13 protein-coding genes and 2 pseudogenes are annotated in these 14,852 nt (G+C 67.6%); 7 read left to right on the top strand and 8 right to left on the bottom strand.

All coding sequences use genetic code 11. The features are described 5' to 3' along the window. The 3 genes and pseudogenes from ACGFX9_RS37990 to ACGFX9_RS38000 all read right to left on the bottom strand — a co-directional run. Positions 1-535, bottom strand: a pseudogene (locus tag ACGFX9_RS37990) (transposase); the annotation flags it as partial. 559 nt (positions 536-1,094) lie between these two features. Beyond that, positions 1,095-2,375: an alpha/beta hydrolase gene (locus ACGFX9_RS37995; protein ID WP_393484393.1), complete on the bottom strand. Its 1,281-nt coding sequence runs from the start codon at positions 2,373-2,375 to the stop codon at positions 1,095-1,097. Between the two features lie 94 nt (positions 2,376-2,469). Beyond that, positions 2,470-3,354: an alpha/beta fold hydrolase gene (locus tag ACGFX9_RS38000; RefSeq protein WP_393484395.1), complete on the bottom strand. Its 885-nt coding sequence runs from the start codon at positions 3,352-3,354 to the stop codon at positions 2,470-2,472. A 455-nt stretch (positions 3,355-3,809) separates the two neighbouring features. Between ACGFX9_RS38000 and ACGFX9_RS38005 the strand changes: the two genes are divergently transcribed. From ACGFX9_RS38005 to ACGFX9_RS38015, 3 genes are all read left to right on the top strand, one after another. After that, on the top strand, positions 3,810-4,415 hold the full coding sequence (locus tag ACGFX9_RS38005; RefSeq protein ID WP_393484397.1) for a SigE family RNA polymerase sigma factor: 606 nt from the start codon (positions 3,810-3,812) through the stop codon (positions 4,413-4,415). Between the two features lie 412 nt (positions 4,416-4,827). Then, entirely contained in the window at positions 4,828-5,073 is a 246-nt protein-coding gene (locus ACGFX9_RS38010; RefSeq protein WP_393484399.1) for a hypothetical protein, read from the top strand. An 834-nt stretch (positions 5,074-5,907) separates the two neighbouring features. Then, positions 5,908-6,183, top strand: coding sequence for a hypothetical protein (locus tag ACGFX9_RS38015; protein ID WP_393484401.1), 276 nt, complete (start codon positions 5,908-5,910; stop codon positions 6,181-6,183). 504 nt (positions 6,184-6,687) lie between these two features. Here ACGFX9_RS38015 and ACGFX9_RS38020 read toward each other — a convergent pair. After that, on the bottom strand, positions 6,688-7,524 hold the full coding sequence (locus ACGFX9_RS38020) for a LysR family transcriptional regulator (RefSeq protein WP_393484498.1): 837 nt from the start codon (positions 7,522-7,524) through the stop codon (positions 6,688-6,690). Between the two features lie 90 nt (positions 7,525-7,614). Here ACGFX9_RS38020 and ACGFX9_RS38025 point away from each other — a divergent pair, with 90 nt between their 5' ends. The 3 genes from ACGFX9_RS38025 to ACGFX9_RS38035 all read left to right on the top strand — a co-directional run bounded on the left by ACGFX9_RS38025 (position 7,615) and on the right by ACGFX9_RS38035 (position 9,321). Next, entirely contained in the window at positions 7,615-8,115 is a 501-nt protein-coding gene (locus tag ACGFX9_RS38025) for a cupin domain-containing protein (protein WP_393484403.1), read from the top strand. A 174-nt stretch (positions 8,116-8,289) separates the two neighbouring features. Further along, positions 8,290-8,649: a DoxX family protein gene (locus tag ACGFX9_RS38030; RefSeq protein ID WP_393484405.1), complete on the top strand. Its 360-nt coding sequence runs from the start codon at positions 8,290-8,292 to the stop codon at positions 8,647-8,649. Between the two features lie 339 nt (positions 8,650-8,988). Continuing rightward, positions 8,989-9,321 carry a hypothetical protein gene (locus ACGFX9_RS38035; protein WP_393484407.1) on the top strand — a complete coding sequence of 111 codons (333 nt, stop codon included), beginning with the start codon at positions 8,989-8,991 and terminating at the stop codon, positions 9,319-9,321. Between the two features lie 492 nt (positions 9,322-9,813). Here ACGFX9_RS38035 and ACGFX9_RS38040 read toward each other — a convergent pair. From ACGFX9_RS38040 to ACGFX9_RS38050, 3 genes and pseudogenes are all read right to left on the bottom strand, one after another. Continuing rightward, a pseudogene (locus ACGFX9_RS38040) lies at positions 9,814-10,547 on the bottom strand (LysR substrate-binding domain-containing protein); the annotation flags it as partial. 94 nt (positions 10,548-10,641) lie between these two features. After that, positions 10,642-11,718: a CU044_5270 family protein gene (locus tag ACGFX9_RS38045; RefSeq protein ID WP_393484409.1), complete on the bottom strand. Its 1,077-nt coding sequence runs from the start codon at positions 11,716-11,718 to the stop codon at positions 10,642-10,644. After that, positions 11,715-12,371 (bottom strand): RNA polymerase sigma factor, encoded by a 657-nt coding sequence (locus ACGFX9_RS38050; protein ID WP_393484411.1) that lies wholly within the window; start codon positions 12,369-12,371, stop codon positions 11,715-11,717. The genes ACGFX9_RS38045 and ACGFX9_RS38050 overlap by 4 nt, the downstream gene beginning before the upstream one ends. A gap of 295 nt (positions 12,372-12,666) precedes the next feature. On the opposite strand from ACGFX9_RS38050, the gene ACGFX9_RS38055 reads away from it, so the two are divergent. Further along, positions 12,667-13,101 carry a VOC family protein gene (locus ACGFX9_RS38055; protein ID WP_393484413.1) on the top strand — a complete coding sequence of 145 codons (435 nt, stop codon included), beginning with the start codon at positions 12,667-12,669 and terminating at the stop codon, positions 13,099-13,101. Here ACGFX9_RS38055 and ACGFX9_RS38060 read toward each other — a convergent pair. Then, a protein-coding gene (locus ACGFX9_RS38060; RefSeq protein ID WP_393484416.1) for an IS5 family transposase occupies positions 13,087-13,964 on the bottom strand; the annotation gives its coding sequence in 2 pieces (ribosomal slippage) (positions 13,087-13,604 and positions 13,604-13,964; 879 coding nt in all). The two genes, ACGFX9_RS38055 and ACGFX9_RS38060, sit on opposite strands and share 15 nt — an antisense overlap. Positions 13,965-14,852 lie beyond the last annotated feature (888 nt).

Below are 14,852 nucleotides of genomic sequence, written 5' to 3' on the forward strand. Positions count from 1 at the left end.
GCCGCAGCCGGTGGGCCTGCTGGTCCGCCGGGACGGGGATCACCGCGCGGATCCCGCGTTTGTGCAGGTGCGCGCGGATCGCACGTGAGGAGTACACCTTGTCCGCCAGGACCACGTCCGGCCTGGTGCGGGGCCGCCCGCGTCGGCGCGGAACACGCAGACGCGCCATCACCTGGGTAAAGGCGGGTGCGTCGCCCGCCTGTCCGGCGGTGAGATGAAAGGTCAGGGGGGGCGGCAACTGGTGACGGCAGCGAGGTGGATCTTCGTGGTTAATCCACCACGGGATCGGCCAGGCCGATCAGCGTGGTGAACACCCGCTCCCAGGTGCCGCCGCGGGCCCACATCCGCAGCCGGTTGTAGACGCCTCGCCAGTTTCCGAACTTCTCCGGTAGGTGGACCCACTGCGTTCCGGTCTGGAACTTGAAGGCGATCGCGTTGATCACCTGTCGGTGGTCTCGCCAGCGGCCACCCCGCTTCGGCGCCGGTCAGGGAGCAAGGGCTCAATCCGCGCCCACTGCACGTCAGTCAGCGACACGCCCGGACCAACGATCCGATGATCCAAACGAAACGGCCTAGCCGCGCTTGCTGCGGGCCTGTTCGACCGGCCGCCTCCGCAAAGCGAAACCAGGTGCGGGAAGATGGGCGGACGATCGAGCACAGGTGCAGTGTGAGGCCATGGAAATCATCGTCCTGCAGGAACTGGGCAAGCAGATGTCTACGGACTTCGGGCCAGGCCAAGCCAAGCCAGGCCATTCATCGAGCACGTCCATGCCGCGCCAACTGATCCCACCCTGCCCGGCGATCCGACAGAGTCGACCCTCTGCGGCAGGCCGACAACCGGCATGGAACCAGTGCCCTCCACGCCGCGTAACCCCGACGCTCCTTGGTACCGGAGGAACATGCACCGGTGGGTCTGTCCCGAGTGCGACCAGGCGCTAAGAAGCGCGGACACTCCACGGTTCACGGCGATGAAATCCCGTTAACAACCATGCAGGACACGCTCTTACGTGGATGCTGCCCCGTACACGAGGCGAGGGGATGCCCTGCGGACCGGCGGTGCGCGAACGGAGAGCCTCTGTGCAGACGGCTGCCGTTCAGGGAGCATCGGTAGTGACGTCCACCTCCGTGATGGCCGCGTCGGGATGCCGCACCCCCCTCAGTACCTGGTCCTGCCCAGTGTCGCCGAGGAGGTAACGGCGGAAGAAGGCAGCGAGGTACGTGGCGGCGACATGGCGCTGCTGCGGCTCGGTCAACTGCCTGGTCGGCGCCGCACCCTCTCGGTCGGTGCACTGCCCGGGGTGTCCTTGCACCGGCGTGGCATCGTCGGCGGCTGCGACCTGACGGCTGTGAGGCGACCACTGCGTGTTGAAGTAGTTGTGGTTCGCCCCGTGGATCGCGAACCGGTAGAAGCCACTTGGATTCCCCTTTGCCGCGTCGGCCGCGAACGAGAATGCCTCACCGCCGACCTGTCCGTCGCATGTTCCCCGGAAGACAGCGAAGGGGGTCTTGGTGATCGCATAGTGGGACATGTCCTCCGTCATCACGTTGTAGGCGGGCGCCACCGCCGCCACCGCCTTGACATCGACGCCCTTGGGCCACTGCCCCCGATGGCTGTCAGCCGCCTGCCAGGTGACCCCGGCCCCTGCCCTGGAATGCCCCATGATCCCCACGTTGCCCATGTCCAGGTGGTGGGCGAAGCCGACGCGTCGCGCCGCTCCGGTGGCCGGGTCGGTGAACTTCCCGGCGAGCTCACCCTTGTCCTTGGAGTTGAGCTCCTGCCACATACGCAGATGCCGGTTGACGAGGTCCGCCCGCGCGGCAGCGTTGTCATCGCCCGACACGGAGGAGGCGTTGATGCCGTTGGCACCGACCGAGACCACTACAAACCCCTGTCCGGCCAACGTCCGGGCCAGGTAGTCGTAGCCGAGCTCACTGGGCAACGCGGATGTTCTCGGGGCGCACGGCCAGGCGAACAGCTTCGCGGTGGCAGCTTCATACGCGGCGTCGTCACCCTCCTGCTCGGCAGTCGTGCGCGCGGCGTCGGCCTTGCGGTCGGCGCAGGTCTCGTGCAGCCCATGCATCATCACGATCAGCGGATGCCTCCCCGTGCCCAGGTCGGCGGGGTAGTGCACGACACCAGTCAACTCGGCCGGTTCACCTGTCTGCGGCAGATGCCAGGCCGCGTCCCCCATGTCGTAGCGGACCGTCTTGGTGGCCTGGGAAGAAGACACCGAGCTTTGTCCCCTCGCCTCGTTCACTCCCGCGGCGCCCGCCGCGGACGTATACGTGAAGGCCGCCATGGCCACGGACAGCGCCGTCGCCGACAGGCCCAGCAGGCGAACCGAAACCCTCGTTCGCTTGTGTCGCTTCACCATGTTTCCATTCCGTACGTAGTGAGTGGGGGGCCTGGGGCGGGGCGTGCAGTGGCGCTCATCGCCATCGCCCGAGGGCCACATGTGACTGCTTGCTTCAACGGGAGGCGGCATAGGAATCCGCCACAAACGCGAGGACCCGGTCCTGCAACGCGGCCCCCGAGGCACCGGCCCGCCTGATCATGTCTGTTCCGTGGAAGCCGCTCTTGTTGATGACGAGCTCCTTGTTGCGGGCAGCGGAGGCCGCGTAGACCTCTCGGACCTGCTTCTCCACCGCGCCCTGCATGTCACCGGGCGACACCACAAGAAGCGTGGGAACCCTCAGCTTTCGCACCGCCGCCACCGCATCGGCCCCCAGGCACCGGGCAGGCGAGGACATCATCACCAGGCCCACCACTGGCAAAGGTGTGTCCACGCCGGCGACAGCTGCCGTCGTACCGCCACACGACGCGCCAGCCAAGAACACCCTCTTGGCACCGACACGGCGCAGTTCCGCCAGCCCGGCCCGGGCATCGCGGTCGATGTGCTCGTTGTCGGCCAGGTGCTCAGATGCACCGTGATTGCGGTACTCGGGAATCACCACGTGATAGCCACGCTCCGCCAACTTGCGCCCGATGGCGACGAAAGAGCAGATGTTGTACCCCTGCTCGTGATCCAGCAGCACGCCATCGGGCCCCTCCCCCAGGACCAGCGCCGACAGATGGACGCCGTCACTGGTCGTCAGCGTGGTGGCCTTGCTCCTCAGATCCTTCGGCACACACGTGTTGACCTGATGTCCGCGGGCCGTGCGCACCGTGCGGTCGGGCGAGCTCGGCTTGTAGGAGACCGGCTCATGATCCGGCGGCGGCGCGGGAGCACGGCTGTCTGCTGACGGCGCCGGCGCGGACGTCATCGGCGCCCCCGCCTCCGCGTCACGCGCCGGCTTTTCAGCCGATCCCGAACAGCCCGATACCAGCCCCAGACAGCCCAGCGCGGCAGCCACAACGACTCTGACTCTCAGAAGCACAGTCTTCCTCAGATTCCACCTGCACGTCGGTGTGCCGTACCCAGGCACGGCACACATGTCCCGTGCCAGGACGGAACATCCCTTCACGACCTGACAGACGTGCGGGCCTGCCCGAGGTTGCAGGCCGCCACCGACGATTCATGTTCCGGAGGTGGCAGCCAGGGCAGCCAGGCAGGCCACAGCTGAGCGCTTACACCGCGCGGTGAACTGCAACCTGATGGCGCCCCACACGTCCTTCCCAGTAGAGGGCGCTCCCTGAAAGCCCTGAACCGCTCGCCCCACTCGGACAGATTGATCCCTATGCCAGACATGACCCGCCGGGAAACCGACTACAACACCTCCCCGGCGTCCCCCCGGCGGCCCGGACCCGATGACGGCCGCCACGCACGCCCTCAGGACGACACCATGCCGTCCGCGAGAAAAGGGCGCTGATGGCTGCCGTACTCACCTGTGCAGATGCCTTCCCGCGCAGTCCGTGGCGATGGCTCCTGGCCCGCCTCTCCCAGGGCCGAAACAGAGCGGACCTCAAGGGTCGGCCGCCTGGCACGGCGTCGGAAGAAATCGACATGCTCTACCGCCACAGCAGGCTCGACCTCGTGCGCCTGGCCGTCCTCCTGGTCGACGACATCCCCACCGCCGAGGACGTCGTCCAGGAAGCCTTCGCAGGCCTCTACCGACGTCACGGCAACACGCTCGACCCCATCACCGACCCCGAAGCCTACGTACGGCGCAGCGTGGTCAACACCTCCAGGGATGTCCTGCGCAGAAGGCGCACCGTGCGCGCCTACATCCCCCCGCGCATCCTCCCCGCACCACCACCGGAAGAAGAGATCCTCCTCAGGGAAGAACACCAGGAAGTGCTGCGCGCACTGAGACTGCTCACCGTGCGCCAGCGGGAGGTCCTCGTCCTCAGGTACTGGTCGAACATGTCCGAAGCGGACATCGCAGCAGCCCTGGGTCTGTCTCGGGGTGCAGTGAAGTCCACAGCGAGCCGCGCCCTCACGGCTCTGGCCAGAAGACTCAAGGAGAGCCCATGACAGCCGTCGAGGACCGTCTTCGCGCCGCACTGCATGCCCGGGCCCACCAAGTCACCGCCCTGCGCCCGACCTCCCCCCTCTCGACCCGCGCGCGGACAGCCATCCACCCCCAACTGCGCAAGGCCGCGACAATCCTCCTGGCCGCAGCAGTGGCAGCCGCCCTCCTCGTCCTGCCACGCCTCCTCTCACGAGGCGACCCACCAGCCCCCGCCCACACTCCCCCACCAGTCAGCCCCAGCCACAACACCCCGCCTCCGCCCGCCCCTTCCCCACCGGAGCAGACACCCAGACCCATCGCACCGTAGAACAGCCACAACCGCGGCAGGGGCCGCGACTGCTCTGCCACACGCCCTCCGCGCAGCGCCCCCAACCATCCTTCCGCGCCGGCACACAGCCACCCTGCTGAGGACGAGTGGACGTACGCGGCGCCAACCAGGCGCAGCGCAGTGTGAGTGTTCTGGGGTTCTCCATTGCGTATCGCAGCGATCCGCAGCCAGTACAGGTCTCGGTAGGCCACCACCGCCTCGAGCAGAGCGCCGACCAGGTCTGCAACCTGCCTGCGGTACTGCTCAGCACGGGCGCGGCGGTCGGCGAGCAGTTGGCGGCGGACAAGATTCCTGAAGACCACGCCGCACAAGTGAGCACGAGGGGCAGATGAGGGCGGGCCCCGCCGTAGAGCGAAGTGCCCGGGGCTGATTCCAGCAGTCCCGGGCACAGCTACGTCCGGGCACCGGCGTGAGGTGGTGGTGCTCCACCTCGGCCCGGGGCCCGTGGCCGTTGCGGATCTCGGCGACGGCGTCGCCTACGACCACGGCGCGTGTGCTGCCGTCGTTCTGATATTCCGAACGCAAGGGCTGGTGATGCCCGTGAGGGGGTGCGGCTGCCGGGCGTAGCGCGGCGCGCTCGATGGGAGATGAGGCGGGGCCCCGCAGTGCTGCAGGGTGCTTTGCGATGTGGCGCCAAACAAGATCGAGATGCGTGCGGCGTTCCATCGGGGTCCAGGATGTCCGGCTTATCGGTACGAGATTCAGCTCGCAAGCACAGCATCCATCGCAGCCCGGCCCGGGAAGCTCTGACGTCCGCGTTGCCCGCGCCGGGCGATGCGCGCCACGGCGTAGGCGGCGACGGAGCGGGCTTCGACCGCGGCGCGAGGGAAGCAATTAAGCGGATCGTTCGAGCTGCCTGGGTACGGATGTAGGGCGGTTGGAGAGCCCAGCCTCGCCCCGGCCCGACCCTGGAGTGGTCAGACCCACATAAGTTCTGAGCAGGCCACTGCGTCCCGGTTGGCCGACGCCGCCAACTCCTTGAAGCTCAAGCCCGTCTTTATCGCGCCTTCCCAGATTCAGCTCCGGATCGACGGCGCCGACAAGAAGCCCGAATGCTGGCCTTGCAGAACGCGGCCATGGCGGCGGGGTCGCTGCACCGTCCGACGCCACGCTTCTTGGCTTCGGCGAGGGCCTTTTCCCACGTCATGGGTGCGAACATGACCTCCATGACCGCCGAACACACACCCGACGCCCAGAACCTGCGGCTCTACAGCCGCCACGAGCTCCATCACGAAGCCGCCAAGGACGACCTCGTGGAAGTCCGCGAACGAGCCGCAGGAGACCTCCTCGCCGGCGCCACTCACGCCGAACTCGCCAAGCTCACGGGGCTGTCCGATGAGTTCTTCCGCCGCATCACCCGCAAGGTCGGCGCCGACCGCAATCAGGAACTCACCGTCGGCCGCGAGGTCGAGGCCAAGCGTGCAGGCAAGAAGCCGTCGTGATTGACGCGGCGTTTCTCCCCGAAGCGGGCACCGTCCCGCCATGGTTGAGGATCACGTTCGCCGTGGTGGTACTGGCTCTGATCGCTGCCCGCATCTACCTGCGCTACCGGTCCCATCGGCGACGAAAGCGGTAGCACGCGCTCCGTCGTTTCCCGCCGCGCTCCCCCCTCCCCCGCCCGCCCAAGCCGCCACACTGCCCGCAGTTGGAGCCGGTGCTGCTCCCCCGGCTGCTCACACGATGACCGGTTGGTTTTGTTCACGAGAACGGGTTCTGGTCCGCTCTCTGTGGTGCTGGGCAGGGGCACCTCTGCGCGGGTTCTGGCAGAGGTGTCTGGCGTGCGCCGCATCTGGGTGCTGCTGCCCAGCGACGCGATGGCGACCGGCTCCACAAGAATTGGATCAGAGCCCGAGTTGCGACAGCAGACGTTCACCACTTCGGGGGGAGTCCCGAGGGCGGCGGCGTGCGAATGGTTCATGAGTTGCGGCAGCACCGGTTGCCGGTGCTCAGTGGCGGTACGCGGTTGTCGCGATCTCGGTGAAGGATCGGATCAACGGGTTGGTTTCACCTTCGTTCCACACCACCACCACTCGGCTCGGTGCCATGTCACTCAGCGGTACTACGGCGAACTCCGCGGGCAGGTCGTGTCCGAGTGGGGCCAGGCCGACCGTGCCGTTCCACAGCACGGCCTGCAGGCATTCCTGGACGGTGCGCACCACGGGGCCCTCGCGCGGCCTACCGCCGTTCCAGTACGACTGCCAGATGGGGTCGGTTCCCTGCGGGAACTGAAACCAGCGGCGATCGCTCAGGTCGACCAGCCGTAAACGGTCGCAGCGGGCCAGCGGATCATCGGCGCGCAGGACCACGCCGACCGAATCGGTCCGCAGCGCACGCACCATCAAGGCGGTCTGGTCGAACGGTGCTCGAGTCAAGGCGACATCGACCAGTCCGGCGCGCAGCCCGCACGTCGGGTCGGTCAGATCGGTGTCGCGGATGTGGATCTCGATGCCGGGGTGGCGCCGACGGTAGGCGGCGGCCAGTCTGGTCACTCCCGGGTCGGTGCCGTCACCCAGGATGCCGACGGTGATGGTCGTGGCGCCCGCCGCCGCGCTCACGCGTACACGGACTTGGTCGGCATGGTCGAGCAGCACCCGCGCCTGGTCGAGCAGCACCGTGCCCACCGGAGTGAGCGTGACGCCTGCAGGTGAGCGGGCGAACAGCAGGGCCCCGACATCGGCCTCCAACTGCTTGATCGCCCGGCTCAGCGGCGGCTGGCTCATGTGCAGTCGGGTAGCGGCCCGGCCGAAGTGGAGTTCCTCGGCGACCGCCACGAAGTAACGCAAGGTCCGTAGCTCCACGCTGCAACGATACCCACAAGGTATCGGTACTGCGGGATAGGTCTTGGACACTGACCAGACTCCGGCGGTGCACTCATGAGCATGACCGAAGAAACCAAGGGCAGCGAGCCTCACGCCGACCCCGCCGTATCGGTGGTGGGTCCCGGCGACGGCGAAAGGATCGTTCTGGGCACCACGCACATGCGCGTTCTCGAGGACGGCAGCCACACCGGGCACCGCCTCGCGATCGCCGAGTCCGTCCTCGCCCCGCACGCCCAGGGACCGCCCCAGCACCGCCACGCCCGACACGACGAGGGCTTCTACATCCTCTCCGCCACCGTGCGGTTCACCGTCGGAGACAAGGACTACGACGCCACCACGGGCACGCTCGTGATGGTTCCGCCCGGTACCCCGCACACCTTCGCCAACCTGACCGACCAACCCGCCGTCATGCTCAGCACTTTCACCCCCGACCTGTACGTGCAGTACTTCCGGGACCTTCAGGACGTGCTCGCCGACGGCCGGCGGCTGACGCCACAGGCCAACATCGACGCGATGAACCGCTACGCGACCGAGCCCACCACCGAGCTTGCCTGAAGCCGGCAGGACGCACGGCCCGACGGCTCCCCTACCGACCGCCGAGGCCGTGGCGCTTCCGCCTTTCGGTGTCCAGGCCCCCGGACTACGGAGCGAGCCTTCTCCAGGTTTCTTCTGGCAATCGACGGAGCTCCGGGAGCCGGTGGCCCATAAACGGAAACTATGAACGGAACCATGAACATCGCCTATTGGATCGTCGCGGGGCTCCTCGCCCTCTTCTACTTCTACGCGGGCGCGATGAAGGTGATCCGCAGCCGCGATCAACTCCGACCGATAATGGCCTGGGTCGACCGCATGCCATTGCCCGTCGTAAGGGCGCTGGGGACGGTCGAAATGCTCGGCGCGACCGGACTGATCCTGCCGCCGCTGACCGGCATCGCTCCCTCGCTGGCGCCAGCCGCGGCCATCGGCTTCGTTCTCCTGCAGATCGGTGCGGTCGCCGTCCACCTGACCAGCGAAGACCGCCGGATCACGCTCAACCTCGGGCTCATCGCCACCACGGCCGTGACCATTTGGCTGGCCACTGGGCTGTGATCGAGAGCAGTTCTCGGCCGGCGGATGCGCCTGCGGGTCAGCCGCCCGCGGCCGCTGACATTTCTCGGGTGCTGGCTCAAGTTCCGTGATGCGACCACGCCGAGCGAGGAGGGAACCTCTATGACGGCTCGGGAAGTTGACCGAAAATGATCAATCGTGATCTTGGTCTGGATGACAGTTCGAAGCCGTGGAAGAGGTCCTGCACCGGTTGAAGGAGCTGGTGTTCCCGTCAGACGATCGCGAACGCCGAGGTACTGCCGGTGGTCGTGAATACCGCGATCGGAACGGGGTGCCCTGCACCTGTAGTCCTATGCGACACCCGATTGATAGTGTGCGGCCATGGAGTCAAGTCTAGGCGAGGGTGATGGTTGCGAACTGCCCGCCACCGCTGTCTGCTGGCTGACCGACGATCCGCAACCGGGTCTGGTCCTGGTGGAGTTTGCCGACGCTTATGACCGCCCTCACCAACTGGTCGGCAAGACCGCCTACTTCGACGGAGATCTGCTGCCGACCTCGGCCTACCCGTGCCCGACCAGCATCCAGTGCACGATCGAAGAGGTCACTGACGACATCGCCACGGTGAGCACGTGGTGGTTGGAGGGCGGCCCCAACGACACACGTTTCGTCTTCGACGTTTGGTTGGACATCCTCGGGCCAACTACCGACATCTGACTTGCCGGCTTTGTTCAGGACGTCCGGTTCTGGGTCAACTCCGGTCGGCGATCACCGGTAGTGACCGCCGACGGTGGAGAACACCTTCAGACAGTTACCCGAAGCCGAGCTGGCTTCCAACTCCTCCACAAGCGGGTTCTCTTCGCATGACAGAGAGCGGCGGCTTCACGGAAGTTGAGTCAGAACCATTTCTCGTGTACATCGAACACGCCCTCCACGTGCTGCTCGGTGAAACGTAAATCTGCTGTCGCAACTCGGGCTCTGGTCCGATTCTTGTGGAGCCGGTCGCCATCGCGTCGCTGTGCAGCGGCAACCCAGACGCGGCGCACGTCAGACACCTCCGCCAGAACCCGTTTGCAGGCTCTGGTTCACTTCGTGTGGTTCGCGTACGCAGAGGTGAGCCCGGCGGACGGCGTCACGGAGCCAGTGGTGCACTGTCGGCTGTGTGCAGTCAGGTAGGGGTCGCGGCGCGGCGCCTTCTTCTTGTGGGCCGCGTGGGCCGAGCCGGTGGTCGAGCGCGGCGCCGACATCAGGGCAGTTCGTGCGGATGACGTCGAGGAAGGTGTTCAGTTCCGGGGAACGGTCCCGGGCTTGGAAGGACAGAACCAGATCGGGCAGAGAGGCACGTGGGGTCACCTCGTAGAACCACGTGCCCCGCTGTGAGGCCGCCAGCATGCGGGACGGCCCCAGACCGACGCCCACACCACAGGCGGCGAGGCCGATGATCGTGTGGATGCCCCTCGCGACAGTCGCGCCGGAGAGCGCCGGAGAGCGCCGGAGAGTACTTGCCTAGCAGGGCCATCAGCCCGGTGACGACGGCCGGCTCGTCCTCGCCCGACACCACGATCAGCGGCTGTTGCCGCAGCCGGTCCACGTCCACCGACGACTGACCCGCGTACGAGTGCGTGCTGCTCACGACCGCGACCAAGTGGTCACGCCCGATCGCGACCGATGACAAATCCGGCCGTGCTGCGCCTGGTCGCCATCTCGTGCAGTTCCAACCGCACGTCGGGCCGTTCACGACCGAACGGGCCCAGGACGTCCGGCAGGGCTTCGAGCAGCGCCGACGCAATGAACCCCAGGCGCAGCCCACCCGTCTCGCCGCGTGCTGCCCTGGCCGCGTCGACCGAGGCCGCCGTGATCTCGTCGAGCGCCCTGCGGGCCCGGGAGAGGAAAGCCGCGCCCGCAGCCGTCGGGAGCACCCCCTGGCGGGTGCGATCGAACAAGCTGGGCCGAAGACCGGCGGCGAAAGCCCCCGGGCTCCGCGGCGTGACGTGCGGGACCCGGGGGCGCGGCCCTGGCTGTGGCCAGGTGTGCGGCTCAGTCGAGGTAGGTGTCGTACTGCTCGACGTCACCGGGCTTCAGCTGCATCTTCGGGTCGGTCTTGATGCTGGAGAGCTCCGTGCCCAGGATGCGTCCGGTGTACTCGTCGAGGACGATCGTCCACCGCACCGTCTTCTTGAAGTCCACGCCGTACGCCTGGCCCTGGCGCCCCGCACGGTCCTTGACCGGACCGAGGGCACGCAGGCCGGACTGCTCGGCGAGCAGGCCGTCGATCGCGGCCGTCTGGGCGGGGCCGGGCGTCCACTCACGCAGCAGCGCCTCCACGGAGTTCATCGTCCAGTACGCGCTGCCGCGGGTGTCGGGGTTGTCCTTCGCCAGGTAGTGAGCGAGGCCGCGGACGGTGGTCGGGGGCGTACTCCTGAAGGTGGCGAACTTCTCCCACGAACCCGCCGGTAGGTGCGTGCGGTGGACGACCCGGCCGTCCTTGATGTCCTCCGCCTCACCGCTGCCGTCGGCGTTGAAGCGGTCGCGGGACTCGGTCACCGGCATCTGCTCCGGCTTGTGCTTGCCGTCGTCCCACATCCCCAGTGCCCACTCCCGGCGGTGGGTCCCGCGGTGCGCGGCGCCGGGGGAATCGGCGAGGGCGGCGGCTCGTTTCGCGACGGTGGCGAGCGGCACGGTGGCCCGGGAGTTCTCCACCTTGAGCGGGGCGGGCGCGGCGACGGCCGTCTGACCGCTGCTGCCGGTGACGGCGAACCCCGCCACGGCCGCCGCGATGACGGCGGCAGCCGCCCCGAGGGACATCGACCGGCCGGGCGTCAGCCAGCCGAAGCCCCAGGGGCGGCCGGCGGCGGAGCGGGACTTGGCGGACTTCGCGGCGTCGGACGTGGCGGTCGTGTCGCTGATCTCGTTCATCAGGTGTGCTTCAAGCTCCGCGTGACGGGTGGATGAAAGCCGGGGGGCGGCGGGCGGCGGGACCATCTCACGCAGTGCGGCGAGCTCGGTGCGGTCGCGGGCCTCGTGCCACTCCTGGCTCCCCTCCTCGTGGGCTGGGTCCGCCGGACGGGAGGACGGGGTGGCGGCGCCGGAACGGTTCCGGAACAGGGCGTTCATGCGAGGTTCTCCTGGGTGCTTCGAGCCGGAATGCTGTCTATGCGCTGTATCTGTCCGCTGCCTGCGGGGAGTTCCCGACCGGGTGCGCTCTGTGCGTCGTCGCGCCGGGCGGCCGGGCGCCCTGCGGAGTCGCGCAGCTTGGCGCGGGCGCGGGACAGCCGGGAGCGCACCGTGCCGACGGGTATGCCCAACGCCTCGGCGGCGGACGCGTAGTCCAGCCCGCCCCAGACGCACAGGGTGAACACCTCGCGCTCGGTGCGCCGCAGCCCCTCCAGAGCCGCCTTGGCCGCCGCCAACCGTTCGGCGTCCGCCAGCCGCCCGGTCACCTCCTCGGCGAAGTCCGGGACGGTGTCCGCACGTGGCATCCGGGCAAGGGCTCTCTGGTGCCGCCGGGCCGAACGGGCCGTGTTGCGCAGGACGTTCGTAGCGATGCCCAGCAGCCACGGGCGCAGACTGCCGGTCTCCTCCGGTCGCAGCCGCTCGCGCGAGCGCCACGCCTCCAGGTACGTGAGGGAGACGACGTCCTCGGCCGTGGCCCAGTTTCCCGTGGACCACAAGGCATGGCGGTACACGGCGTCCGCGTGTTCCCGGAACACCTCGGCAAGCGCGGCCGGGTCACCTTCGCGGAGACGGGCGTGGGTTGAGTGAGTCACGTGGAGTACTGTCCGACCGGTCTGGGGGGTTCCTGTGACGTGTGTCACGGGGTCCTGGGTGGAGGCGTGCTGAAGCTGGACTCGAACCGAGCTGGGAGAGAGGGAGGCGCCTGACAGCACCCGAACGAAGCGACCCCCGGGGGTCAGCGCCCCACCCCATGAACTGGGATCATTCACAGCCCAAGATCCACTTTCGATATACGGCCTAGGTTCTGTCCGGCGGATCACGATGGACAGGCGATAGCCGCTCCGTTGGCCATGAAGCATTGTCAGAGGCGCACAGTACGGTCTTGCCATGGCAGCCAAAATCGATCTGACGCTTGATTGCGCGGATGCACAGCTCCTTGCTGCATTCTGGAAAATGGCACTGGGCTACGTCGACGAGCCACCACCCGCTCCCTTCAAAACGCGCGAGGAGTGGCTTGCGCAGTTCGACCTCCCGGAAGACGACACCGAGGACGATGGCGCGTGGCTCTGCGATCCCGATGGCGTCGGCCCTCGCCTGTCAATCCTCAAAGTCCCGGAGCCCAAGACGGCAAAGAACCGGCTCCACATCGATGTCCGGGTGCCTGGACACGGCAGCCCCGAGGAGCGGTGGGCGCGGATCAAGGCAGAGTCCGGGCGCTTGGTGAAGGCGGGCGGGAGGGTCCTGGAGGAGTGCGACGGACACCACGTTGTGATGGCCGACCCGGAGGGCAATGAGTTCTGCGTTGCCTCAGCGAAGCCATAGTCGCAGCGCGACAACGGTGACCGTGCCGTGGAAGACGTAGGCGCGCTTGTCGTATCTGGTGGCCACTGCCCGGAAGTTCTTGAGCGCGTTAATCGTCCGTTCAACTTCGTTGCGGCGCTTGTAGATCGTTTTGTCGAAGGCGGTGGGCCGGCCGCCACTGCTGCCACGCCGTTGGCGGTTGGCCCGTTGGTCCTTGGGTTCCGGGATGGTGTGCTTGATCTGGCGTCTTCGCAGGTAGCGGCGATTACGCCGGGACGAGTACGCTTTGTCACCGCCCAGGTGATCGGGCCGGGTGCGGGGGTGACCGCCGCCGTGGCGGGCAACACGGATGCGTTCCATGACCGGGATGAGCTGCGGGGCGTCGCCCCACTGGCCGGGCGTGAGCAGGAAGGCGAGCGGACGGCGGCCTCCCTCACCGGCCAGATGAATCTTGCAGGTCAGTCCGCCCCGGGAGCGTCCGAGTCCCTCGTCGGGGCGGTGCTGCTGGGGCGTGCGTCTTTTCCCGGTACTCGTGGCGGCCTCTTGCGTGCTCCGGCGGCGTGCTGGTGGGCGCGGCAGGACGTCGAGTCCACGCTCACCATCGACCAGTCGATGCGGCCGTCCACGTCAGCGTCCGCCTGGACGGCCGCAAGGATTTGGTCCCACGTGCCGTCCGCCGACCAGCGTCGGTGACGTTCATAGACGGTCTTCCACTTGCCGAAACGTGCGGGCAGATCCCGCCACGGCACTCCCGTCCGCTGGCGGTAGAGGATTCCGTTGATCACCCTGCGGTGGCTGTTCCAACGTCCGCCCCGCATCCCGGACCTGGGCAGATGCGGCTTCAACCGATCCCACTCATCACTCGCCAGATCTCCCCGCCCCATGAACACGCCAACGACTTGGACCTGAGGCAGTCACATGATCCGCCGGACAGGACCTAGTCCCCGATCTCGCGTTTCGCGTGATGGCAGCATCCTTGACCTTTGTTCTCATCCGATTATGCGGGCGTCGTGTTCTTCGATGTCGACGGCACCCTCGCCCCGGGTACGAGTTCGTCGGTCTTCCTGGCCGGCTTCCACCGGTCTTGGGGAGCGGTGACGGTTGGTCACTGTCATGTTCGAGTGGGGTGATGGAAACCCGTGGAAACGACGGTGGCGGATATTTCGTGACGGTCACGGCGGCTGGGCAAGGACCGGCATCCGCAACAACTCGATTGAGGCCCGCCCATATGACCGGCGTTGTGCCAACTTGAGGCGCGTAACGCGACCTTCAACAGCGCCCGAATCCTGTTCCCAGCCCGAAGCAGGTGTTCCACCTGCGCCGCGACACCGGCGTGCCCCCGGGGTCCGCCGCCCTCGACCTCACGCGGGCCGCCGCCGCGGACTGGATGCCGGACCGCGACGCGGGCAAGCCCGCCGAGCGGCGAGAGACCTACCGCGTGTTGGAGGACACCCACATCGTGACCGGGGGCCCCGCAAGAGCGATCCGCCGCTCACCGTGCGGCGGACAACCTGCTGATCGGCGGGAACACAGCCACTCATTCGCAGCTGACACAGCCTCAGCGGATGCGGGTTGTTGACGCAAGCCTGTTCTCAGTTGGATCAGTACTGGCCCCGCCGGGTTTCGGCGGGGACGTCGCGCTGAAGCGGGGACAGGGTCAGCGGCGGTACATCACGTCCGTCACCGGAAGTGGTGAACGCCGTCAGCGCCGAGTAACTGGACCGCCTGACATCGAACCTGCCCCAGGTGGCGGACGTCTGCCGCAAGGGCCA

It is taken from the genome of Streptomyces sp. NPDC048436 (genome assembly GCF_043200355.1).
Lineage (GTDB): Bacteria > Actinomycetota > Actinomycetes > Streptomycetales > Streptomycetaceae > Streptomyces.

Excerpts from the sequence above, each read along its gene's own strand:
- ACGFX9_RS38025 (WP_393484403.1), top strand. The coding sequence starts at position 7,615 with ATGAGCATGACCGAAGAAACCAAGGGCAGCGAGCCTCACGCCGACCCC.
- ACGFX9_RS38030 (WP_393484405.1), top strand. The coding sequence starts at position 8,290 with ATGAACATCGCCTATTGGATCGTCGCGGGGCTCCTCGCCCTCTTCTAC.
- ACGFX9_RS38035 (WP_393484407.1), top strand. The coding sequence starts at position 8,989 with ATGGAGTCAAGTCTAGGCGAGGGTGATGGTTGCGAACTGCCCGCCACC.
- ACGFX9_RS38015 (WP_393484401.1), top strand. The coding sequence starts at position 5,908 with ATGACCGCCGAACACACACCCGACGCCCAGAACCTGCGGCTCTACAGC.
- ACGFX9_RS38005 (WP_393484397.1), top strand. The coding sequence starts at position 3,810 with ATGGCTGCCGTACTCACCTGTGCAGATGCCTTCCCGCGCAGTCCGTGG.
- ACGFX9_RS38055 (WP_393484413.1), top strand. The coding sequence starts at position 12,667 with ATGGCAGCCAAAATCGATCTGACGCTTGATTGCGCGGATGCACAGCTC.
- ACGFX9_RS38045 (WP_393484409.1), bottom strand. The coding sequence starts at position 11,718 with ATGAACGCCCTGTTCCGGAACCGTTCCGGCGCCGCCACCCCGTCCTCC.
- ACGFX9_RS37995 (WP_393484393.1), bottom strand. The coding sequence starts at position 2,375 with ATGGTGAAGCGACACAAGCGAACGAGGGTTTCGGTTCGCCTGCTGGGC.